Annotated in this window: 19 protein-coding genes; 16 read left to right on the forward strand and 3 right to left on the reverse strand. The window is 50.6% G+C overall.

Annotation, left to right across the window (positions count from 1 at the left end):
* The coding region (locus ACHHZ7_RS07610) for an IS1 family transposase (protein ID WP_001568368.1) at positions 1-71 on the reverse strand (71 nt) is incomplete at its 3' end.
* Between the two features lie 84 nt (positions 72-155).
* Between ACHHZ7_RS07610 and ACHHZ7_RS07615 the strand changes: the two genes are divergently transcribed.
* The 7 genes from ACHHZ7_RS07615 (at position 156) to ACHHZ7_RS07645 (ending at position 7,856) form a co-directional block, all read left to right on the forward strand.
* Entirely contained in the window at positions 156-512 is a 357-nt protein-coding gene (locus ACHHZ7_RS07615) for a YdiL family protein (protein WP_008784601.1), read from the forward strand.
* Between the two features lie 48 nt (positions 513-560).
* Positions 561-1,781, forward strand: coding sequence for an MFS transporter (locus ACHHZ7_RS07620; protein ID WP_060682292.1), 1,221 nt, complete (start codon positions 561-563; stop codon positions 1,779-1,781).
* A 240-nt stretch (positions 1,782-2,021) separates the two neighbouring features.
* Positions 2,022-3,257, forward strand: coding sequence for an MFS transporter (locus ACHHZ7_RS07625; protein ID WP_032943180.1), 1,236 nt, complete (start codon positions 2,022-2,024; stop codon positions 3,255-3,257).
* A 21-nt stretch (positions 3,258-3,278) separates the two neighbouring features.
* Positions 3,279-4,145 (forward strand): quinate/shikimate dehydrogenase, encoded by an 867-nt coding sequence (gene ydiB, locus ACHHZ7_RS07630; RefSeq protein ID WP_003836604.1) that lies wholly within the window; start codon positions 3,279-3,281, stop codon positions 4,143-4,145.
* Positions 4,146-4,181: 36 nt separating this feature from the next.
* The gene (gene aroD / locus ACHHZ7_RS07635) at positions 4,182-4,940 is read left to right on the forward strand and encodes a type I 3-dehydroquinate dehydratase (RefSeq protein WP_060682293.1); all 759 of its coding nucleotides are present in this window, start codon (positions 4,182-4,184) and stop codon (positions 4,938-4,940) included.
* Positions 4,941-5,095: 155 nt separating this feature from the next.
* Positions 5,096-6,691, forward strand: coding sequence for an acyl CoA:acetate/3-ketoacid CoA transferase (locus ACHHZ7_RS07640; protein ID WP_008784596.1), 1,596 nt, complete (start codon positions 5,096-5,098; stop codon positions 6,689-6,691).
* Between the two features lie 13 nt (positions 6,692-6,704).
* Positions 6,705-7,856 carry an acyl-CoA dehydrogenase gene (locus tag ACHHZ7_RS07645; RefSeq protein WP_060682294.1) on the forward strand — a complete coding sequence of 384 codons (1,152 nt, stop codon included), beginning with the start codon at positions 6,705-6,707 and terminating at the stop codon, positions 7,854-7,856.
* A gap of 54 nt (positions 7,857-7,910) precedes the next feature.
* Here the strand turns inward: ACHHZ7_RS07645 and ACHHZ7_RS07650 are convergent, their stop codons facing one another.
* Positions 7,911-8,801, reverse strand: coding sequence for an AraC family transcriptional regulator (locus ACHHZ7_RS07650; RefSeq protein WP_008784594.1), 891 nt, complete (start codon positions 8,799-8,801; stop codon positions 7,911-7,913).
* 506 nt (positions 8,802-9,307) lie between these two features.
* On the opposite strand from ACHHZ7_RS07650, the gene ACHHZ7_RS07655 reads away from it, so the two are divergent.
* The 5 genes from ACHHZ7_RS07655 (at position 9,308) to fadK (ending at position 14,386) form a co-directional block, all read left to right on the forward strand.
* Positions 9,308-10,072 (forward strand): electron transfer flavoprotein, encoded by a 765-nt coding sequence (locus ACHHZ7_RS07655; RefSeq protein WP_020996442.1) that lies wholly within the window; start codon positions 9,308-9,310, stop codon positions 10,070-10,072.
* A 21-nt stretch (positions 10,073-10,093) separates the two neighbouring features.
* Positions 10,094-11,029, forward strand: coding sequence for an electron transfer flavoprotein subunit alpha (locus ACHHZ7_RS07660; protein ID WP_060682295.1), 936 nt, complete (start codon positions 10,094-10,096; stop codon positions 11,027-11,029).
* Between the two features lie 57 nt (positions 11,030-11,086).
* Positions 11,087-12,376, forward strand: coding sequence for an FAD-dependent oxidoreductase (locus tag ACHHZ7_RS07665; RefSeq protein WP_060682296.1), 1,290 nt, complete (start codon positions 11,087-11,089; stop codon positions 12,374-12,376).
* Positions 12,373-12,666 (forward strand): ferredoxin ydiT, encoded by a 294-nt coding sequence (locus ACHHZ7_RS07670; protein WP_003832609.1) that lies wholly within the window; start codon positions 12,373-12,375, stop codon positions 12,664-12,666. Before ACHHZ7_RS07665 ends, ACHHZ7_RS07670 begins: the two co-directional genes overlap by 4 nt.
* Positions 12,667-12,748: 82 nt before the next feature.
* A complete protein-coding gene (fadK, locus tag ACHHZ7_RS07675; RefSeq protein WP_060682297.1) occupies positions 12,749-14,386 on the forward strand; it encodes a medium-chain fatty-acid--CoA ligase in 1,638 nt (545 codons plus the stop codon).
* 67 nt (positions 14,387-14,453) lie between these two features.
* Here the strand turns inward: fadK and ppsA are convergent, their stop codons facing one another.
* Complete coding sequence (ppsA, locus tag ACHHZ7_RS07680) at positions 14,454-16,832, reverse strand: phosphoenolpyruvate synthase (RefSeq protein ID WP_003832604.1); 2,379 nt, start codon at positions 16,830-16,832, stop codon at positions 14,454-14,456.
* Positions 16,833-17,160: 328 nt separating this feature from the next.
* Between ppsA and ppsR the strand changes: the two genes are divergently transcribed.
* The 4 genes from ppsR to ACHHZ7_RS07700 all read left to right on the forward strand — a co-directional run bounded on the left by ppsR (position 17,161) and on the right by ACHHZ7_RS07700 (position 21,583).
* Entirely contained in the window at positions 17,161-17,994 is an 834-nt protein-coding gene (gene ppsR / locus ACHHZ7_RS07685) for a posphoenolpyruvate synthetase regulatory kinase/phosphorylase PpsR (RefSeq protein ID WP_003832602.1), read from the forward strand.
* Between the two features lie 126 nt (positions 17,995-18,120).
* A complete protein-coding gene (gene aroH / locus ACHHZ7_RS07690) occupies positions 18,121-19,167 on the forward strand; it encodes a 3-deoxy-7-phosphoheptulonate synthase AroH (protein ID WP_395148893.1) in 1,047 nt (348 codons plus the stop codon).
* A 170-nt stretch (positions 19,168-19,337) separates the two neighbouring features.
* Positions 19,338-19,526, forward strand: a complete 189-nt coding sequence (gene hemP / locus ACHHZ7_RS07695) for a hemin uptake protein HemP (RefSeq protein ID WP_060682298.1) — start codon at positions 19,338-19,340, stop codon at positions 19,524-19,526.
* Positions 19,527-19,600: 74 nt separating this feature from the next.
* Positions 19,601-21,583 (forward strand): TonB-dependent hemoglobin/transferrin/lactoferrin family receptor, encoded by a 1,983-nt coding sequence (locus ACHHZ7_RS07700; protein ID WP_060682299.1) that lies wholly within the window; start codon positions 19,601-19,603, stop codon positions 21,581-21,583.
* Positions 21,584-21,606: the final 23 nt, after the last annotated feature.

A 21,606-nucleotide genomic window follows, 5' to 3' on the forward strand; every position in this document is an offset into this window, starting at 1 on the left:
GTGCTTTTGCCGTTACGCACCACCCCGTCAGTAGCTGAACAGGAGGGACAGCTGATAGAAACAGAAGCCACTGGAGCACCTCAAAAACACCATCATACACTAAATCAGTAAGTTGGCAGCATCACCTCCACCGTCTTTTATGAAGTGACCAAATAATGAACGCATTAGAACTACAGGCGATCCGCCATATTTTTGCTATGACGGTGGAAGAAAGCGCCAGGTATATCGCGCGCGATAACAATGTTGCCGCCTGGCAGCAATGGGAAAAGGGTGAAAGAGAAATTCCAGAAGACATCATCCGCATTTGTTCAGAAATGAAAGCCAGGAGGAAGTTAAGAATTAATGCAATTATCGACAAAATAAATAATCGTATCGGTAATAACACCATGCGTTTTTTCCCCGATCTGAACGCTTTTCAGGCGGTTTATCACCACGATGGTTTTCTCGACTGGAAAATCTATCAGTCGGCTGCTGTTGAACTCTATGCTCACGATCTCGAGCGTATGTGTTAAGAGATTGCAACGCCATACCTATTTAGCCTCTTCGCTGAGTAACACATTATGAAAAACACCTATTTCTCCACTGCGATAGGGCTGTACCTAAATTACCTGGTGCACGGCATGGGGGTCATTCTGATGAGCCTCAATATGTCTTCGCTGGAACAACAGTGGCAAACCAATGCTGCGGGCGTCTCGATTGTTATTTCCTCACTCGGTATCGGCCGCTTAAGCGTTTTATTAGTGGCAGGGATGCTTTCCGATCGCTACGGTCGCAGACCATTTATTATCCTTGGTATGACCTGCTACCTGATTTTCTTTATTGGCATCATCAATACTCACAGTATTTTTCTTGCCTATGCTTTTGGTTTTTTAGCAGGAATGGCAAACAGTTTTCTCGATGCCGGAACCTATCCCAGCCTGATGGAGGCATTCCCCCGCTCCCCCAGCACAGCCAATATTTTGATAAAAGCCTTCGTCTCCAGCGGTCAGTTCTTGCTGCCAATGATCATCAGCCTGCTGGTGTGGAGCGAACTTTGGTTTGGCTGGTCCTTCCTGCTGGCGGCTGCCGTTATGATACTCAACGGCGTGTTTTTGTTTCGCTGTCGGTTTCCGCCACACCCCGGGACTCATATCGTCATCCGGGCACAACCTGCTGAACGAGAAACCGCACAACCTGAACATCGTTGCTCCCTGCTCGACCTTGCCAGTTACACCCTATACGGCTACATCGCAATGGCAACATTTTACCTGGTAAGCCAGTGGCTGGCGCAATACGGACAGTTTGTCGCAGGAATGTCCTATACGTTATCTATCAAACTGTTAAGCATTTATACCTGCGGCTCTCTACTGTGCGTGCTGATCACCGCCCCGCTGGCGCGAAAAGCAGAACGCGCGACATCGATGCTGATGCTGTATACGTTTATCTCATTTGTCGCACTGTTGATGGTTTGTCTGCATCCGACACCCTACGTGGTCATTATTTTTGCGTTTGTCATCGGTTTTTCTTCCGCCGGGGGCGTTGTGCAAATCGGTTTAACGCTCATGGCCGCACGCTTTCCGCATGCGAAGGGTAAAGCGACCGGGATTTACTATAGCGCGGGCAGCATTGCGACCTTCACCATTCCATTGATAACAGCAAAACTCTCAGAAACCAGTATTGCTCACATCATGTGGTTTGATACTGGTATAGCCGCTGTTGGGTTCCTGTTGGCGTTGTTTATTGGTTATCGCAGCCACATCGCGTCAAAGCATCATCTGAAAATGATACAAGCCGTAGAATAGCGTGGATGCAATATTGTTCCCCCCTTCTGCAAAATAATTGGCATATGTTTTAAAACATCAACAAAACACCGGCTGGCAGAGTTCAATTTCACAGTGTGTTATGCAATATACCTGGTAACTTAAACGCCATGCTATGTAGGTTCTGTGGCTGCCGCCCGGTATATTAATTACAAGGTCGCCGCAATTTAAACAATATCGACGAGCACAGAACAATTTTAAAATCCGCAAGGAGTTGTGAAAATGTCTCAAAGCAAGACCTTTAATACGCCATTTCTTTTGGCGATAACCTGTATTTATTTAAGTTATTTCCTACACGGCATTAGCGTCATTACACTGGCGCAAAACATGACCTCTCTTGCAGAAAAGTTTTCCACCGACAATGCAGGAATTGCCTATTTGATTTCAGGCATTGGTCTGGGACGACTGGTGAGCATCTTATTCTTTGGCGTGCTCTCAGATAAATTTGGTCGTCGGGCTATCATTCTGTTAGGGGCTATTCTTTATATACTGTTCTTCTTCGGTATTCCCGCCAGCCCTAATCTGATGATTGCCTTTATTCTGGCCGTTTGCGTTGGCGTGGCAAACTCGGCACTGGATACCGGTGGGTACCCGGCGTTAATGGAATGCTTCCCTAAAGCCTCTGGCTCAGCCGTTATCCTGGTGAAAGCTATGGTCTCGTTTGGGCAGATGATCTACCCCATCGTCGTCAGCACCATGCTGCTCAACCATATCTGGTACGGTTATGCGGTCATTATCCCAGGTGCGTTGTTTGTAGTCATTACCCTGATGCTGCTAAAAAGTCGTTTCCCCAGCCAGATGGTGGATGCCGGCATCGCGAAAGATCTGCCACAGATGAACAGTAAACCGTTGGTCTGGCTGGAAGGTGTGGCATCCGTCATGTTTGGTGTTGCTGCCTTTTCGACTTTTTACGTCATCGTGGTCTGGATGCCGAAATATGCGATGGCCTTTGCCGGTATGGCAGAATCCGACGCACTGAAAACAATCTCTTACTACAGTATGGGGTCGTTGGTCTGCGTATTTATCTTTGCCGCATTGTTGAAAAAATGGGTACGACCTATTTGGGCAAACGTATTTAACGCCGGACTGGCAACCATCACCGCAGCCGTGATCTATTTATACCCATCTCCGCTGGTTTGTAACGCCGGTTCATTTCTCATTGGATTCTCTGCCGCTGGCGGTATTTTACAGCTCGGTGTATCGGTGATGTCAGAGTTCTTTCCCAAGAGCAAGGCCAAAGTCACCAGTATTTATATGATGATGGGTGGCGTAGCCAACTTTATTATCCCATTAATCACCGGATACCTCTCTAACATTGGTCTGCAATACATTATTTTGCTGGACCTTGCATTTGCTCTGTTGGCTTTTGTCACCGCCATCATCGTCTTTATTCGTTACTACCGCGTATTTGATATCCCCAAAAATGATGTGCGGTTGGGCGAGCGTTATTTTCAATAAATTGTTTAGAAGGAGTATCAAATGGACGTAACTGCTAAATATGAACTGATTGGTTTGATGGCCTACCCTATCAGACACAGTCTGTCGCCTGAAATGCAAAATAAGGCATTAGAAAAAGCGGGATTGCCATTCACTTACATGGCATTTGAAGTTGATAACTCAACGTTTGCTAATGCAATTGCCGGGCTGAAGGCCTTAAAGATGCGGGGTACCGGGGTCTCAATGCCCAACAAGCAGCTGGCATGTGAGTATGTTGATGAATTAACACCCGCAGCCAAGCTGGTCGGCGCAATTAACACTATCGTCAATGATGATGGTTACCTGCGTGGTTACAATACCGATGGCACGGGCCATATTCGTGCAATTAAGGAAAGTGGTTTCGATATCAAAGGTAAAACCATGGTACTGTTGGGCGCAGGCGGTGCGTCGACGGCCATTGGTGCACAGGCAGCGATTGAAGGCATCAAAGAAATTAAACTCTTTAACCGCCAGGATGAGTTTTTTGCCAAAGCGCAGGAGTTTGCCAAACGCGTCAATGAAAACACCGACTGCGTGGTCACCGTTATCGATCTCGCCGATCGCCAGGCTTTTGCTGACGCACTTGCCAGCGCAGATATTTTGACCAACGGCACTAAAGTCGGCATGAAGCCGCTGGAAAATGAATCTCTCGTGACCGACGCGTCCCTGCTGCGTCCGGAACTGCTGGTAACCGAATGCGTCTACAACCCGCATATGACCAAATTATTGCAGCAGGCACAAAGTGCTGGTTGCAAAACAATTGATGGTTACGGCATGTTGTTGTGGCAAGGGGCTGAACAGTTCAAGCTCTGGACCGGGAAAGATTTCCCACTGGAGTATGTGAAACAGGTTATGGGTTTTGCCGCCTGACAGGCAAGCATTTGTACAATAGTTAAAGGGTAATCAATGAAAACCGTAACCGTAAAAAACCTCGTTATTGGCGAGGGTGCGCCGAAGATCATTGTCTCGCTGATGGGTAAAGACATCGCAACGGTAAAAAGCGAAGCGCTGACCTATCGCAAAGCGGATTTCGACATTCTGGAATGGCGCGTAGACCATTTCACTGATGTCTCTTCCATTGAGGCTGTGTTGGAAGCTGCGCGCACCATCCGCGATGTGATGGCTGACAAACCACTACTTTTCACCTTCCGTAGCGCCAAAGAAGGCGGTGAACAGGCTCTGTCTGTCGAGCACTATGTTGCACTTAACCGCGCGGCGGTAGACAGCGGTCTGGTGGATATGATCGATCTGGAACTGTTTACCGGAGACGAACTGGTCAAAGCGACCGTCGAGCATGCGCACGCGAAAAATGTCTTTGTGATTATGTCTAATCACGATTTTCATAAGACACCAGCCGCAGAAGAAATTGTCCAGCGCCTGCGTAAAATGCAGGAGCTGGGCGCAGATATCCCCAAGATTGCCTTGATGCCGCAAAATAAAACGGATGTTCTGACGCTGCTTAGTGCCACGCTGGAAATGCAAGAACGCTATGCCGATCGCCCGATAATCACCATGTCGATGGCTAAAACAGGGGTGATTTCACGTCTGTCTGGTGAGGTTTTCGGTTCAGCGGCAACCTTTGGGGCAGTAAAAAAAGCCTCCGCACCAGGACAAATTTCGGTCACCGACCTGCGTACTGTATTGACAATATTGCATCAGGCTTAATTACAGATATATCCATATAAATATCAGTAATGCCCTACCCCAGATATTCGTCTAACCACGGATATCTGGCCGGTAATTAAGCCTTATTAAATAACTCACAATATTATTGTCGAATATAGTGACAGGTAGTCGCACGCATATAATCTGGAGTTCACATGAAATTTTCAAGGCCAAATCGTATAGATGGTCGGGTACCCGTATTATCCGCTGCAGATGCAGTCAATTATATTCCTGATGAAGCAACGCTTTGTGTATTAGGTGCTGGCGGGGGTATTCTCGAAGCAACAACATTAATTAATGCACTGGCTGAAAAATATAAAAACTCTCAGTCACCACGAAATTTAGCGTTGATTAGTCCTACAGGTTTGGGTGACCGTGCCGACCGGGGAATTAGCCCACTGGCACAGGAAGGTTTAGTCAAATGGGCATTATGCGGACACTGGGGACAATCACCGCGAATCTCCGATCTGGCTGAACAAAATAAAATTGCCGCCTATAACTATCCTCAGGGCGTATTAACCCAAACCCTGCGTGCATCGGCGGCTCACCAGCCAGGGATCCTTAGTGATATCGGCATCGGTACATTTGTTGACCCTCGCCAACAGGGCGGTAAGCTGAATGAAGTGACCACCGAAGATCTGATCAAATTGGTGGAAATTGATAACAAAGAGTACCTGTATTACAAAGCCATTGCGCCAAACATCGCCTTTATTCGCGCCACCACTTGCGACAGTGAAGGCTACGCCACCTTTGAAGATGAAGTGATGTATCTTGATGCGCTGGTGATTGCCCAGGCCGTACACAATAACGGTGGCATCGTTATGATGCAGGTGCAAAAGATGGTGAAGAAAGCCACGTTGCATCCGAAATCGGTGCGTATTCCCGGCTATCTGGTCGATATTGTGGTCATCGACCCCGACCAAACGCAACTGTATGGTGGCGCGCCGGTTAACCGCTTTATCTCTGGCGATTTTGTTCTCGATGACAGCCAACAGACTGCCCTGCCGCTCAATCAGCGTAAACTGGTGGCCAGACGCGCCCTGTTTGAAATGCGCAAAGGTGCGGTCGGCAACGTTGGCGTAGGCATTGCCGATGGCATTGGCCTCGTCGCGCGCGAAGAAGGCTGTGCTGATGATTTTATTCTGACAGTCGAAACGGGTCCGATTGGCGGCATCACCTCTCAAGGTATTGCTTTCGGCGCCAACGTCAACACCCGCGCCATTCTGGATATGACCTCCCAGTTTGACTTCTATCACGGTGGTGGACTGGACGTGTGCTATTTAAGTTTTGCCGAAGTCGATCGCCACGGCAACGTCGGCGTACACAAATTCAATGGCAAAATCATGGGTACCGGCGGTTTTATCGATATTAGCGCCACCTCCAAAAAAATTATTTTCTGCGGCACGTTAACTGCCGGAAGTCTGAAAACGGAAGTTGCCGATGGCAAGTTAAATATTGTGCAGGAAGGTCGGGTGAAAAAATTCGTCAACGAATTACCTGAAGTGACTTTCAGCGGAAAAATTGCTCTCGAACGTGGACTTGATGTGCGTTACATCACTGAACGCGCTGTATTTACGTTAAAAGCAGATGGTCTTCATTTAATCGAAATTGCACCGGGAGTCTCTTTACAGGAAGACATCCTGGACAAGATGGATTTCACGCCAATTATTTCGCCAAATCTGAAGCTGATGGACGAAAGATTATTTATCGATGCCTCGATGGGTTTTGTATTACCCGACGCCGCCAATTAAAAGGAGTACCCTGATGGACTTTTCTTTAACTGAAGAACAAGAACTGCTGCTTGCCAGTATTCGAGAACTGATTACCAGCAATTTCCCGGAAGAATATTTCCGTACCTGCGATCAGACGGCGACCTACCCGAAAGAGTTTATGCATGCCCTGGCGGACAACGGTATTTCGATGCTGGGCGTTCCGGAAGAGTTTGGTGGCATCCCGGCAGATTACGTCACACAGATGCTGGCGCTGATGGAAGTTTCAAAATGCGGCGCACCCGCTTTTTTGATCACTAACGGTCAGTGCATTCACAGTATGCGTCGTTTTGGATCCGCTGAACAGCTGCGTAAGACCGCAGAAAGCACCATGGAAACGGGCGATCCAGCGTATGCGCTGGCATTAACCGAACCGGGAGCTGGCTCTGACAACAACAGCGCGACCACCAGCTACACTCGCAAAAACGGTAAGGTCTATCTCAACGGGCAGAAAACCTTTATCACCGGCGCGAAAGAGTATCCCTATATGCTGGTACTGGCCCGCGATCCGGAGCCAAAAGATCCGAAAAGAGCCTTTACGCTGTGGTGGGTCGATTCGAAGAAACCCGGCATTAAGGTTAATCCGCTGCACAAAATCGGCTGGCATATGCTCAGCACCTGCGAAGTCTATCTTGATGACGTTGAAGTGGATGAAAGTGATATGGTCGGAGAGGAAGGCATGGGTTTCCTCAACGTCATGTACAACTTCGAGATGGAACGTTTGATCAACGCTGCGCGCAGTACCGGTTTTGCTGAATGCGCCTTCGAAGATGCCGCCCGTTACGCCAACCAGCGCATCGCATTCGGTAAGCCAATTGGTCACAATCAGATGATCCAGGAAAAACTGGCGCTGATGGCGATTAAAATCGATAACATGCGCAATATGGTGTTAAAAGTCGCCTGGCAGGCCGATCAGGAACAGTCTCTGCGCACCAGTGCAGCGCTGGCAAAACTGTATTGTGCACGTACTGCAATGGAAGTGATTGATGACGCCATTCAGATTATGGGTGGGCTGGGTTACACCGACGAAGCACGCGTTTCCCGCTTCTGGCGTGATGTCCGCTGTGAACGCATTGGCGGTGGTACAGATGAAATCATGATTTACGTCGCGGGTCGCCAAATCCTGAAAGATTATCAGAATAAGTAAGCAGTAATGCTTGCCGGATAGCGCAAATGCGTTATCCGGCACGTGCCAGGTTAATCATATTTCTGGCATCAAACATTCCTGTTCTACAAGGTTATTTTTAAACTGCTTACGATAATCGCTGGGGGTACAACCCACATGCCGCTGAAAGAGTTTGGCAAAGTGATCGACATTTTCATACCCTACCCGCCAGGAAATTTCTGCCAACGAGGACTCCGTATTCGTCAGGGCAAATTTTGCCTCTGTCATTCGCCGCTGAATCACATAATTAATCGGCGAAATACGATACTCCTTAGTAAACTCGTGACAGATATAGCTCACGCTGGCACGAAATTTCTTAGACAACTGTTCCAGCGTAATTTTCTCTCGAAAGTTGTTATTTAAATAAACCAACACATCTTTAATTAAGATGTCTTTTTTAATATATCCCTGCTCAGAACGATAAGCATTTTTAAAGTTTTCGTAATATAAAACGGTTAATGCATAAGCGAAGGCGTCATAAGCGGAAGACGTCAGGTTATTCTTGCTCTGCGGGATCATAACACTCAGTTCATTAAAGATACTTTTAATAACCTCTTTGCCCTGGCTGACGTTAATAACCGGACACGAGTGCATCTGCAAGAGTTGGTTCTCCTGCCAGTCGTTAAAACGAAAGCCGTAGAGCGCACAGGTGTAAGTGGTTGCAGGTGCGCTGCTATCGGAAGCAACCGCATGTAACCGCCCTTGTTCTATCACTACGATGTCACCCGCATGTGCGACATACAGCGAAGAGTCGATAATTAGCCTTGCGACACCCTTTTTTACATAGATAAGCTCTGTTTCATTGTCATGAACATGATGGCCCGACTCCCAGTTAGGATCATCACTGATGACGAATCGCGAAAATCTCGGGGTTTTTCCCTGTTCAAAAAGGGTCTCCATGGCATTATCAAAACAGCGTTGATACATGACAACCTCCACCGAAAGGCAGTAATTTTGCGGATAATTAATATCGAAAAGTAAAAACGATGAAGACGTTATACAACGTTATTCTGTCCAGGCGAAACAAAATTATTTGCCTCGTCTGCAAGATGACACATCCAACTTCAGCACGCTGCTCACGCAAATTGTTTTTATTTTAGAATAACAGGAAAGTGTAAATGTTATTAAGTCAGCAATAATAATTTACACACCAGAAACAAAGTGCATGCAGAAACGGATAAAAATATGATCCATTTCTCAAAAAAGCACCTCGATTTTATTTCTATTTTTATCACTTTAACACCCGACGTCGTCTTTACGTTCATAAACTCAGCATTCCTAAAGTCCTTTTTTTTGCAAGATTGTTGGGAATGAAAACAGATTGCCCCGTCGAAAACAGTCCCCCTCTGCCGCACACTATTTTCAGTCAATTTTCCCTACTGTTGATGATGTCACTCCCCGTCATCATCCACACGAGAATCACTGGAGATGCCATGAAACTAATAACCTGCTTTAAGTTGGTGCCTGAAGAACAGGACATTGTTGTTACCCCAGAACGTTCGCTTAACTTTGACCGGGCCGATGCCAAAATCAGTCAGTTTGATTTGAATGCAATAGAGGCCGCGACGCAACTTAGTGCGGAAGGTGATGAAATTGTCGCCTTAACGGTTGGCGGCTCGCTACTGCAAAACTCCAAAGTGCGTAAAGACGTACTGTCCCGCGGGCCGGACAGTTTGTTTATGGTGCAGGATCCCCAACTGGAGCATTCATTACCGCGAGACACGGCTCAGGCGCTGGCCTGCGCGGCCAAAAACATTGAATTCGACCTGATGCTGTTCGGCGAAGGGTCTGGAGACATCTACGCCCAGCAGGTTGGCTTACTGGTTGGCGAACTCTTACAACTTCCGGTAATTAACGCCGTCAGCAACATCCAACGTAACGGCGATCGCATTGTGGTTGAACGTACGCTGGAAGACGAAGTTGAAGTGATTGAACTGTCGCTCCCCGCCGTGCTGTGCGTAACCTCGGATATCAATACGCCGCGTATTCCCTCGATGAAAGCTATTCTGGGCGCAGGTAAAAAACCAGTCACACCGTGGCAAGCCAGCGATATTGGCTGGACACCTGCCTCACCGTTAGCAGAACTGGTGAGCCTCACCGTTCCGCCACAAACAGAACGTAAGCACATCATTCTGGAAAATGACTCAGCAGAAGCCATCGCCGAGCTGGCTGAGCATCTGAAAAAAGCCCTGAACTAAGCCCAACGGAGAGAAATTATCATGAGTAAATTAGCTAACGTATGGGTGTTCAGCGATAACGTAGAACGCTATGCAGAATTAATGGCCGGCGCACGCCTGTGGGGTGAAAAGGTACACCTTATTGTACAAGGCAACGAACAGGCCAATCAGGTTAAACCTCTGGGTGCCGATGAGATTGTCGTGCTTGAAACAACGTCTGGTTTACAGCGTGTTGAAAATTTTGCCGAGACCATCGCCGCCCTGATACAAGAACATACCGGGCTATTGCTGATGCCAGCTACAAAACGCGCTAAATCCCTTGGTGCGCGGTTAAGTATTCAGCTCAATGCAGCGATGGTAAATGACGCCACGTCGGTAACGCTTGATGATGGCTCACTGTTCGCAGAACACCGTATGTACGGTGGCCTGGCATTCGGCAAAGAAAAAATCAAAACAACTCAGGCAATTATCACCCTTGCCCCAGGCGTACTTGAACCGGTAGAGGCTAATGCTTCACATACCTGCCCTGTTGTCTCTGCACCTTACATAGCACCACACCATGAAATTATGTGCCAGGAACGTCGCGCCAAATCCGTGAGCAGCGTGGATCTCAGCAAAGCCAAACGTGTGGTGGGTGTGGGCCGCGGCCTGGTTGCGCAAAACGATCTGGAGATGGTGCGCCAGTTGGCATCTGTACTGGGTGCAGAAGTGGGTTGTTCACGGCCGATTGCCGAAGGCGAAAACTGGATGGAACGCGAACGCTACATCGGCGTTTCTGGCGTGTTACTGAAATCGGACCTTTACCTCACCCTCGGCATTTCAGGACAAATTCAGCATATGGTTGGCGGTAACGGCGCGAAAGTCATTGTTGCCATCAACAAAGATAAGAAAGCCCCTATTTTCAATTACGCCGATTACGGACTGGTCGGCGACATCTACAAAGTCGTTCCGGCTCTTATCGAGCATCTCAGCCGCTAACCCCCACATTTAACGCACATATCCCGCTGCCCTCGCAGCGGGAAGGGAGCATAAAGCATGTCAGATGAAAAATTTGATGCCATTGTGGTCGGTGCTGGCGTGGCGGGTACGGTTGCAGGCTACGTGATGGCTCAGGCCGGACTGGACGTACTGGTCATCGAGCGCGGTAACAGTGCTGGTAGTAAAAATATGACCGGCGGAAGACTCTATGCACATAGTCTTGAGCGCATCATGCCGGGGTTCGCGCAGGAAGCGCCGCTCGAGCGTAAAGTCACCCGCGAAAAAATCTCCTTTCTGACCGAAGAAAGCGCCGTCACTCTCGATTTCCATCGTGAAAAAGCTGACGCACCAACGCAGGATTCGTATACCGTTTTGCGCAACAGACTTGACCCATGGCTAATAGAAAAAGCGGAACAAGCTGGCGTGCAGTTCATCCCCGGCGTGCGCGTCGATGCCCTGATCCGCGAAGGTAATAAGGTTACCGGAGTTCAGGCCGGTGACGATATCCTGGAAGCCAATATTGTCATCCTTGCCGATGGCGTCAACTCTATGCTGGGGCGTTCCCTGGGGATGGTTCCGCCCTCTTCTGCACATCACTATGCCGTTGGCGTAAAAGAGCTGATCGGCTTACCTCCAACGGCCATTGCAGATCGCTTCAATCTTTCAGCTAATGAAGGCGCGGCCTGGCTGTTTGCAGGCTCACCGTCTGATGGGTTGATGGGCGGCGGATTTTTGTATACCAACCAGGACTCCATCTCTCTGGGTCTGGTGTGTGGTCTGGGGGATATTGCCCATGCCACAAAAAGCATTCCACAAATGCTGGAAGACTTTAAGCAACATCCAACTATTCGGCCATTGATTGCCGGTGGAGAACTACTGGAATATTCCGCGCATATGGTGCCGGAAGGCGGTCTGGCAATGGTTCCAAAGCTGGTCGATGACGGTGTGATGATCGTGGGCGATGCCGCCGGTTTCTGTTTGAACCTGGGTTTCACGGTGCGAGGTATGGATTTGGCCATCGCTTCCGCAGAAGCCGCTGCCCAAACAGCTATTGCAGCAAAAGAACGCCAGGATTTCTCTGCCAGCAGCCTGATGGACTACAAGCGCGCGCTCGAACAGGGCTGTGTGATGCGTGATTTACAGCATTTTCGCAAGATCCCGGCGTTAATGGAAAACCCACGGCTGTTCACTCAGTATCCGCGTATGGTGGCCGACATCATGAGCGATATGTTCACCGTTGACGGACGTCCAAATCAACCGGTTCGCAAGATGATTATGTCCCACGCAAAACAAATCGGGCTGATGAACTTACTGAAAGACGGTATCAAGGGGGCAACTGCACTATGAATCAGGACAATACCGTTAACGTTGACGTCAAACTGGGCGTCAATAAATTCAATGTCGATGAAGGCCACCCGCACATTATCCTGGCCGAACATCCAGACCTTAATGAATTTCGCAAGCTGCTGAAAGCCTGCCCCGCCGGGCTGTATAAGCAGGATGAGAGTGGAAACATTCATTTTGATTCTGCTGGTTGCCTGGAGTGCGGAACGTGTCGAGTACTTTGCGGCGACACGATCCTCGACCAATGGGAATATCCGGTCGGAACATTTGGCGTTGATTTTCGCTACGGCTAATGGATTTTGCCTGTAGTACACCGGATCGGCCACGCCGGCCATCCGGTCAGATGTATGCCGAAATCATCCTGGGAATAACTTCATGAGTATCACACTAACGTTTAACGCCGAACGCCGCGAAGTCTGGCGGCAACAGGGTTTATGGGGAGATGCTTCGCTTGGCGATTACTGGAACCAAACTGCCAGAGCCATGCCAGATAAAATCGCCGTGGTTGATAACCATGGCGCTTCATACACCTATGCTGCACTCGACAGCGCGGCCAGCAGTCTGGCAACCTGGTTTTTAGCCTGCGGTATTCAACCCGGCGATCGCATTGCCTTCCAGTTACCGGGCTGGTGCGAGTTTACGATTATCTACCTGGCCTGCCTGAAAACCGGGGCCGTTTCCGTACCGCTGCTGCCAGCGTGGCGTGAAGCAGAGCTGGTATGGGTGCTAAATAAGTGCAAAGCGAAGATTTTTTTCGCACCGACGCTGTTTAAACAGACCCGACCGGTCGATCTGATCCTCCCCTTACAAAACCAGTTGCCGCATCTGCAACAGATCGTTGCCGTGGATAAACTGGCTCCGGCAACTACCTCGCTGGCGCTCAGTCAACTGCTTTTAGCTCCGCCTTTAACCCAGACGATTAATGTTCACGCCGATGAACTGGCGGCGGTGTTGTTTACCTCCGGTACCGAGGGAATGCCAAAAGGCGTAATGCTGACCCACAACAACATCCTTGCCAGCGAGCGCGCCTATTGTGCCCGCCTCAATCTCACCTGGCAGGATGTGTTTTTGATGCCCGCACCACTGGGACACGCTACCGGTTTTCTGCATGGCGTTACCGCACCGTTTTTAATCGGCGCACGCAGCGTATTGTTAGACATTTTCACCCCAATCGCCTGTCTTGAACTGCTGGAGCAACAACACTGTACCTGTGTGCTCGGCGCAACGCCCTTCGTCTACGACATGTTGTGTAGCATGGAAAAACGACCACGCGACCTCTCATCGCTACGCTTTTTCTTATGTGGGGGCACAACCATTCCACAAAAGATTGCCCGTGACTGCCAGCTGCTCGGCATAAAATTATTAAGCATTTATGGCTCGACAGAGAGTTCACCGCATGCGCTGGTCAATCTCGATGATTCGCTTTCTCGCATGATGAATACCGACGGATATGCTGCTGCAGGCGTCGAAATTAAAGTGGTCGACGAAGCACGCAATACGTTGCCCGCGGGGGTAGAAGGTGAAGAAGCTTCGCGTGGTCCCAATGTGTTTATGGGCTACCTCGATGAACCCGAACTCACCGCCCGCGCGCTGGATCAAGACGGCTGGTATTACAGCGGCGACTTATGCCGAATGGACGATGCGGGGTACATCAAAATCACCGGACGGAAAAAAGATATCATTGTCCGCGGTGGAGAAAACATCAGCAGCCGCGAAGTTGAGGATATTTTATTGCAGCATCCTCGCATTCACGATGCCTGTGTTGTCGCGATGCCGGACGAACGCTTAGGTGAAAGGTCGTGTGCTTACGTAGTCCTAAAACCCCCGCATCATTCGTTGTCGCTGGAATCAGTGGTGGCCTTTTTTAGCCGCAAGCGGGTGGCAAAGTATAAATACCCTGAGCACATTGTGATCGTAGAGAAATTACCGCGCACGGCGTCAGGTAAAGTACAAAAATACCAGCTTCGTCAGGATATTATTCAGCGTTTGAGCGTGGAGAGTATTACAGGATAAAGCGCCGGATGGCGATGCTAACGCATCTTATCCGGCCTACGTTGAATAGGCCGGATAAGGCATGATATTACTTGTTCAGTTCAGCCAGACTCAGCCAGGTTTGTACGACGGTGTCCGGGTTCAGCGACAGGCTGTCGATCCCCTCTTCCATCAGCCAGGCTGCGAAGTCTTCGTGGTCAGAAGGTCCCTGGCCGCAAATACCCACGTATTTACCCTGTTTCTTGGCTGCACGAATCGCCATCGACAGCAGTGCTTTCACCGCGTCGTTACGTTCATCAAACAGTTCAGAAACCACACCAGAGTCACGATCCAGACCCAGCGCCAGCTGCGTCATGTCGTTTGAGCCGATGGAGAAGCCGTCGAAGTATTCGAGGAACTGCTCGGCCAGCAAGGCGTTAGACGGGATCTCACACATCATGATGATCTTCAGTCCGTTCTCGCCGCGTTTCAGCCCCTGGCGTGCCAGCTCTTCCACCACCGCTTTCGCCTGGGCAACGGTACGTACAAACGGTACCATCACTTCAACGTTAGTCAGGCCCATGTCGTTACGGACACGTTTTACTGCGTCGCATTCCAGCGCGAAGCAGTCGCGGAAGCTGTCGGCAACATAACGGCCCGCCCCACGGAAGCCCAGCATCGGGTTCTCTTCATGCGGTTCATAACGCTCACCGCCGACCAGGTTGGCATATTCGTTGGACTTAAAGTCCGACATACGCACGATGACGCGTTTTGGATAAAACGCCGCACCCAGCGTCGCGATCCCTTCCGTCAGACGACCGACATAGAATTCACGCGGAGAATCGAAACCTTTCATCATGGCGCGGATTTCATTTTGCAGCTCAGGCGTCTGGTCATCGAACTCCAGCAGCGCACGCGGGTGTACGCCAATCATGCGGTTGATGATAAATTCCAGACGCGCCAGGCCGACGCCTTCGTTTGGCAGACAGGCGAAGTCGAAAGCCCGGTCCGGGTTACCGACGTTCATCATCACCTTCAACGGCAGATCCGGCATGGTCTCCACGCTGGAACTCTTCACGCTAAAGTCGAGCATGTCAGCGTAAACATAACCGGTGTCACCTTCGGCACAGGAGACGGTTACCTTCTCACCATCTTTCATGCGCTCGGTCGCATCGCCACAGCCCACCACGGCCGGGATCCCCAGTTCACGGGCAATGATTGCCGCGTGACAGGTACGACCGCCACGGTTAGTGACAATTGCTGCCGCTTTCTTCATGATCGGTTCCCAGTCCGGGTCGGTCATGTCGGTAACCAGTACGTCGCCTGGTTCGATGCGGTTCATTTCGCTGATGTCATGAATGACTTTGACCGGACCCGCGCCAATGCGGTGGCCGATGGCGCGACCTTCAGCAATAATTTTACCCTGAGCATGCAGCGTATAACGCTCCATCACCTGACCGCGAGAGCGCACGGTTTCTGGACGCGCCTGAACAATGAACAGCTTGCCGGTATGACCGTCTTTCGCCCATTCGATGTCCATTGGACGACCGTAGTGCTTCTCGATCTGCACCGCTTGCTTGGCCAGTTCCTGCACTTCTTCGTTAGTCAGGGAGAAAATGTCGCGTTGTTCCTGCGGGACATCTTCAATGGTCACCTGCTTACCGTGTTCCTGGGTCGGCGCGTAAATCATGCGGATTTTTTTCGATCCCATTGTGCGACGGACGATCGCCGGACGGTTAGCCGCCAGGGTCGGTTTGTGCACGTAGAATTCATCCGGGTTAACGGCGCCCTGCACGACCATTTCGCCCAAGCCCCAGGCGGACGTGATAAAGACAACCTGGTCGAAACCGGATTCGGTATCGATGGAGAACATTACGCCTGAGGACGCGAGGTCAGAACGCACCATCCGCTGAACGCCAGCAGAAAGTGCGACGCCACGGTGGTCATAGCCCTGGTGAACACGATAAGAGATCGCGCGGTCGTTAAACAGCGAGGCAAATACGTGTTTGATGGCAACCAGTACGGCATCAAATCCCTGGACGTTGAGGAAGGTTTCCTGCTGACCGGCAAATGACGCATCTGGCATATCTTCTGCGGTAGCGGAAGAACGCACGGCAAAAGAGGCATTGGCATCGTCCGCTGACAGCTGCGCGTAGGCATCGCGGACGGCATTTTCCAGTTCGGGCTGGAAAGGAGTGTCGATAATCCACTGGCGGATCTGTGCCCCGGCTTTCGCAAGCTCAGTGACATCGTCGATATCCGTTTTATCCAGCAGCTCATAAATGCGCTGGTTTACACCGCTCTGGTCCAGAAACTGGTTAAACGCATCGGCGGTCGTTGCAAAACCATTCGGTACGGAAACACCCATACCTGAAAGGTTAGTAATCATTTCACCCAGGGAGGCATTTTTGCCTCCAACTCTGTCTACATCATTCATGCCGAGTTGGTTATACCAAAGCACCAGCGGTGACGAGCCATTGTTGGACATCGAACAATCCTTATATATGAACGAGGTTAGGAAACTCAATTTTGCGTAATTATCTTGGCATATTTACTCCGGCGAAAAAAACGGTGAATCGTTCAAGCAACTTTATTTTTTATTTTTTCAGATTGTTTCCGCATTTGCGCAAACCCGCGAGCCACACGGGATCACCACAAAAATGACCGGTATAAACATTTGTTCCGAAAAATGAAATGTACTTTTCATTAAATATAAAAATACCGTTTCATTTTATAAAATAGATGCCGCAATATTCGCTTCTGGCGAATTTTAATTTATGCTTTCAGAGAATTATATCTGCCCCAGGATGAGCAAAATGGATAATGCTGTTGATCGTCACGTATTTTATATTTCTGATGGTACGGCCATCACCGCCGAGGTATTGGGTCACGCGGTGATGTCGCAATTTCCGGTCACGATCAGCAGTATTACGCTGCCGTTTGTGGAAAATGAGAGTCGTGCGCGCGCGGTTAAAGACCAGATTGACGCTATCTACCAACAAACTGGCGTGCGCCCTTTAGTGTTTTACTCCATCGTCCTGCCGGAAATTCGCTCGATCATTCTGCAAAGCGAAGGGTTTTGTCAGGATATCGTGCAGGCGTTGGTTGCCCCACTGCAGCACGAGATGAAACTCGACCCTACGCCTATCGCCCACCGCACGCACGGTCTGAATCCCGGTAACCTCAACAAGTACGACGCGCGCATCGCTGCCATTGACTACACCCTCGCCCACGACGACGGTATTTCGTTGCGCAACCTCGATCAGGCGCAGGTGATCCTGCTCGGCGTTTCCCGTTGCGGCAAAACCCCGACCAGTTTGTATCTGGCCATGCAGTTTGGTATCCGCGCGGCCAACTACCCCTTTATTGCCGATGATATGGATAATCTGGTGCTGCCCACTTCCCTGAAGCCGTTGCAGCATAAGCTGTTCGGTCTGACTATCGACCCTGAGCGCCTGGCGGCCATCCGCGAAGAACGCCGTGAGAACAGCCGTTACGCCTCGCTGCGTCAGTGCCGTATGGAAGTTGCTGAGGTGGAAGCGCTTTATCGGAAAAACCAGATCCCCTGGCTGAACAGTACCAATTATTCGGTAGAAGAGATTGCTACCAAGATCCTCGATATCATGGGACTGAATCGCCGCATGTACTAGAATGCTAGTGCATTGGTTCGATTTTTTGTTATTATGCTCGCCACCAGGCAGGATGAGTGTGATATTGTGATGTACATCACTTCCCGGTAGTCCTGCCGTTGAAGCAACAAATTTCTGAGACAAGTAATGAACAGAACCGATGAACTCCGTACTGCGCGTATTGACAACCTGGTCACTCCAGCAGAGCTTGCGCAACGGCATCCTGTTTCGTCCTCCGTCGCCCGTCATGTTACGGACTCCCGACGTCGGATAGAAAAAATTTTAAATGGTGAAGACCCCCGTTTACTGGTGATCGTAGGTCCCTGCTCGATTCACGATCTTGATGCCGCGATGGAATACGCGACGCGGTTACAGGCGCTGCGCACTAAGCACCAGGCGCGTCTGGAAATCGTGATGCGTACCTATTTTGAAAAACCACGCACCGTCGTAGGCTGGAAAGGCCTGATTTCCGACCCGGATTTGAACGGCAGTTATCGTGTGAACCACGGTATTGAACTGGCGCGAAAACTGCTGTTGCAGGTCAACGAACTGGGCGTCCCCACGGCGACTGAATTCCTCGACATGGTGACCGGCCAGTTTATTGCTGATTTAATCAGTTGGGGAGCTATTGGCGCGCGCACCACCGAAAGTCAGATCCATCGTGAAATGGCCTCCGCGCTCTCCTGCCCGGTTGGCTTTAAGAACGGAACGGATGGCAACACGCGCATTGCCGTCGATGCGATTCGCGCCTCCCGCGCCAGTCACATGTTCCTCTCGCCGGATAAAACCGGCCAGATGACCATTTATCAGACCAGCGGTAACCCTTACGGGCATATCATCATGCGTGGCGGTAAAAAGCCGAATTATTATGCTGAAGATATTGCTGCCGCCTGCGATACCCTGCACGAATTTTCTCTGCCTGAGCATCTGGTGGTCGATTTTAGCCACGGTAATTGCCAGAAGCAGCATCGCCGTCAGTTGGACGTTTGTGATGATGTATGCCAGCAAATTCGCAATGGTTCGACGGCGATTGCCGGGATTATGGCGGAGAGTTTCTTGCGTGAAGGTACGCAAAAAATCGTTAGCGGCCAGCCGCTGGTTTACGGTCAGTCCATTACCGACCCGTGCCTGAACTGGGAAGATACTGAACTGTTGGCTGAAAAACTCGCCTCTGCGGTTGATAGCCGTTTTTAATGCTGTTCGCCGGGCAATATCACCTTGCCCGGCGCTAATCCCTTGTTTTCCCCTTGCTTATTGCGCAAAAAACGTTCTCGTCACAATTATTTCACAAAAACGCTTGCCGCAAATTTGTAGTTTGATGATAATGATTATCATTGTTACATTGATTGTTATTTTTAAACACTATGTTACGTATGGATAACACAACGGCAACGCCTGCAAAAGACAAAACACCGCCTTCCGTCGCGCCAAACGAGCGACGAATTGACAGTAAAACCCTGCTTGGTAACGAAGGACGCGTGATCATAGAACATGATGGTCAGCACTACCTGCTGCGCCAGACACAAGCCGGAAAACTCATTCTGACTAAATAAACAACACATTTCGCCAGCCACCCAGGTCATACCCAGGCAGCCAGCGCTTTTCGATTTCCTAATGGAGAGTTGCTATGCCTTACCTGCACACCGCTTCCCTGCGCCCATCGCTGTTGGCGCTGGCGATTGTTAGTAACCTGCCCGCCGTCGCCTGGGCGGCGGTCGAGGATATGACCGTTACCGCCACCGGCAATGCCCGTAGCGCCTTTGAAGCACCGATGATGGTCAGCGTCATTGACGCCACCGCCCCAGAAAACCAAACCGCCAGCTCCGCTGCCGACCTGTTACGTAAGGTTCCAGGCCTGACCCTTGACGGTACGGGCCGTACCAACGGCCAGGACGTGAATCTGCGCGGCTACGATCGACGCGGCGTTCTGGTACTGGTTGACGGTGTTCGTCAGGGAACCGACACCGGACACCTGAACAGTACCTTCCTCGACCCGGCGCTTATCAAACGCATCGAAGTCGTGCGTGGCCCTTCCGCACTACTGTACGGTAGCGGCGCGCTAGGCGGCGTGATCGCCTATGACACTGCAGATGCCAAAGATCTACTGGACGTCGGGCAAAACAGCGGTTATCGCGTGTTCGGTACCGCGGCGACCGGCGATCACAGTCTCGGCATGGGTGCCAGCACGTATGGCCGTACCGATACGCTGGACGGACTGCTTGCCTGGTCCAGCCGCGATCGCGGTGATTTACGCCAGAGTGACGGTACTACTGCGCCGAATGACGAAGCAATTAACAATATGCTGGCGAAAGGTAGCTGGAAAATTGACAGCGCCCAGATGCTGGCCGGTTCGCTGCGTTACTACAACAATGACGCCCGGGAACCTAAAAACCCGCAGACCAGCGCGGCGGATGCCAGCAATCCGATGACCAACCGTTCAACGATCCAGCGTGATGCGCAACTGACCTACTCGCTCGCTCCGGCGGACAATGACTGGCTGAACGCTGACGCCCGTATCTACTGGTCCGAAGCGCGCATTAATGCTCAGAACGCAGATAACACTGGCGAATTCCGCAAGCAAACCACCAAAGGCGGGAAGATCGACAACCGCAGCCGCCTGTTTACCGACTCTTTTGCATCTCACCTGTTGACCTACGGCGGTGAATACTATCGTCAGGAACAACAACCGGGAGGAGCAACAACGGGTTTCCCGGAGGCTAAGATCGATTTCAGCTCCGGCTGGCTCCAGGATGAAATCACCCTGCGCGACCTGCCGGTTACGCTGCTGGGCGGTACCCGTTATGACTCTTATCGCGGCAGCAGCGACGGTTATGAAGATGTCGATGCCGATAAATGGTCGTCCCGCGCCGGATTAACGGTTGCGCCAACTGACTGGCTGATGCTGTTCGGTTCATACGCTCAGGCTTTCCGTGCCCCGACTATGGGCGAGATGTATAACGATGCGAAACACTTCTCGATTGGTCGTTTTTACACCAACTACTGGGTGCCGAACCCTAACCTGCGCCCGGAAACCAACGAAACACAGGAATACGGATTTGGCCTGCGCTTTGATGATCTTCTGATGGCGAGCGACGCGCTCGAATTTAAAGCCAGCTATTTCGACACCAAAGCGAAAGATTACATCTCCACCAGCGTCGATTTCGCCGCTGCGACAACCATGTCCTATAACGTACCCAACGCCAAAATCTGGGGCTGGGATGTGATGGCGAAATATTCCACCGATCTGTTCAGCCTCGACATGGCCTATAACCGCACACGCGGAAAAGATACTGACACCGGCGAATACATTTCAAGCATTAACCCGGACACCGTCACCAGCAAACTGAATGTGCCAGTTGCGCACAGCGGTTTCTCTGTCGGCTGGATAGGGACATTTGCTGACCGTTCAACGCATATCAGCAGCACCTACGCTAAACAGCCCGGCTATGCGGTAAACGATTTCTACGTCAGCTATCAGGGCCAACAAGCGCTGAAAGGCATGACCACCACGCTGGTACTGGGCAACGCCTTCGACAAAGAGTACTGGTCGCCGCAAGGCATTCCGCAGGATGGTCGTAATGGCAAAATTTTCGTGAGTTATCAGTGGTAATCACTTTTCCCCGGTTCGCCGGG

It is taken from the genome of Citrobacter freundii complex sp. 2024EL-00216 (genome assembly GCF_043945515.1).
Taxonomy (GTDB): domain Bacteria; phylum Pseudomonadota; class Gammaproteobacteria; order Enterobacterales; family Enterobacteriaceae; genus Citrobacter; species Citrobacter portucalensis.

What these genes read in the sequence shown, in the direction of transcription:
- ACHHZ7_RS07615 (WP_008784601.1), top strand. Translation starts at nt 156, where the DNA reads ATGAACGCATTAGAACTACAGGCGATCCGCCATATTTTTGCTATGACG.
- ACHHZ7_RS07620 (WP_060682292.1), top strand. Translation starts at nt 561, where the DNA reads ATGAAAAACACCTATTTCTCCACTGCGATAGGGCTGTACCTAAATTAC.
- ACHHZ7_RS07625 (WP_032943180.1), top strand. Translation starts at nt 2,022, where the DNA reads ATGTCTCAAAGCAAGACCTTTAATACGCCATTTCTTTTGGCGATAACC.
- ydiB (WP_003836604.1), top strand. Translation starts at nt 3,279, where the DNA reads ATGGACGTAACTGCTAAATATGAACTGATTGGTTTGATGGCCTACCCT.
- aroD (WP_060682293.1), top strand. Translation starts at nt 4,182, where the DNA reads ATGAAAACCGTAACCGTAAAAAACCTCGTTATTGGCGAGGGTGCGCCG.
- ACHHZ7_RS07640 (WP_008784596.1), top strand. Translation starts at nt 5,096, where the DNA reads ATGAAATTTTCAAGGCCAAATCGTATAGATGGTCGGGTACCCGTATTA.
- ACHHZ7_RS07645 (WP_060682294.1), top strand. Translation starts at nt 6,705, where the DNA reads ATGGACTTTTCTTTAACTGAAGAACAAGAACTGCTGCTTGCCAGTATT.
- ACHHZ7_RS07650 (WP_008784594.1), bottom strand. Translation starts at nt 8,801, where the DNA reads ATGTATCAACGCTGTTTTGATAATGCCATGGAGACCCTTTTTGAACAG.
- ACHHZ7_RS07655 (WP_020996442.1), top strand. Translation starts at nt 9,308, where the DNA reads ATGAAACTAATAACCTGCTTTAAGTTGGTGCCTGAAGAACAGGACATT.
- ACHHZ7_RS07660 (WP_060682295.1), top strand. Translation starts at nt 10,094, where the DNA reads ATGAGTAAATTAGCTAACGTATGGGTGTTCAGCGATAACGTAGAACGC.
- ACHHZ7_RS07665 (WP_060682296.1), top strand. Translation starts at nt 11,087, where the DNA reads ATGTCAGATGAAAAATTTGATGCCATTGTGGTCGGTGCTGGCGTGGCG.
- ACHHZ7_RS07670 (WP_003832609.1), top strand. Translation starts at nt 12,373, where the DNA reads ATGAATCAGGACAATACCGTTAACGTTGACGTCAAACTGGGCGTCAAT.
- fadK (WP_060682297.1), top strand. Translation starts at nt 12,749, where the DNA reads ATGAGTATCACACTAACGTTTAACGCCGAACGCCGCGAAGTCTGGCGG.
- ppsA (WP_003832604.1), bottom strand. Translation starts at nt 16,832, where the DNA reads ATGTCCAACAATGGCTCGTCACCGCTGGTGCTTTGGTATAACCAACTC.
- ppsR (WP_003832602.1), top strand. Translation starts at nt 17,161, where the DNA reads ATGGATAATGCTGTTGATCGTCACGTATTTTATATTTCTGATGGTACG.
- aroH (WP_395148893.1), top strand. Translation starts at nt 18,121, where the DNA reads ATGAACAGAACCGATGAACTCCGTACTGCGCGTATTGACAACCTGGTC.
- hemP (WP_060682298.1), top strand. Translation starts at nt 19,338, where the DNA reads ATGTTACGTATGGATAACACAACGGCAACGCCTGCAAAAGACAAAACA.
- ACHHZ7_RS07700 (WP_060682299.1), top strand. Translation starts at nt 19,601, where the DNA reads ATGCCTTACCTGCACACCGCTTCCCTGCGCCCATCGCTGTTGGCGCTG.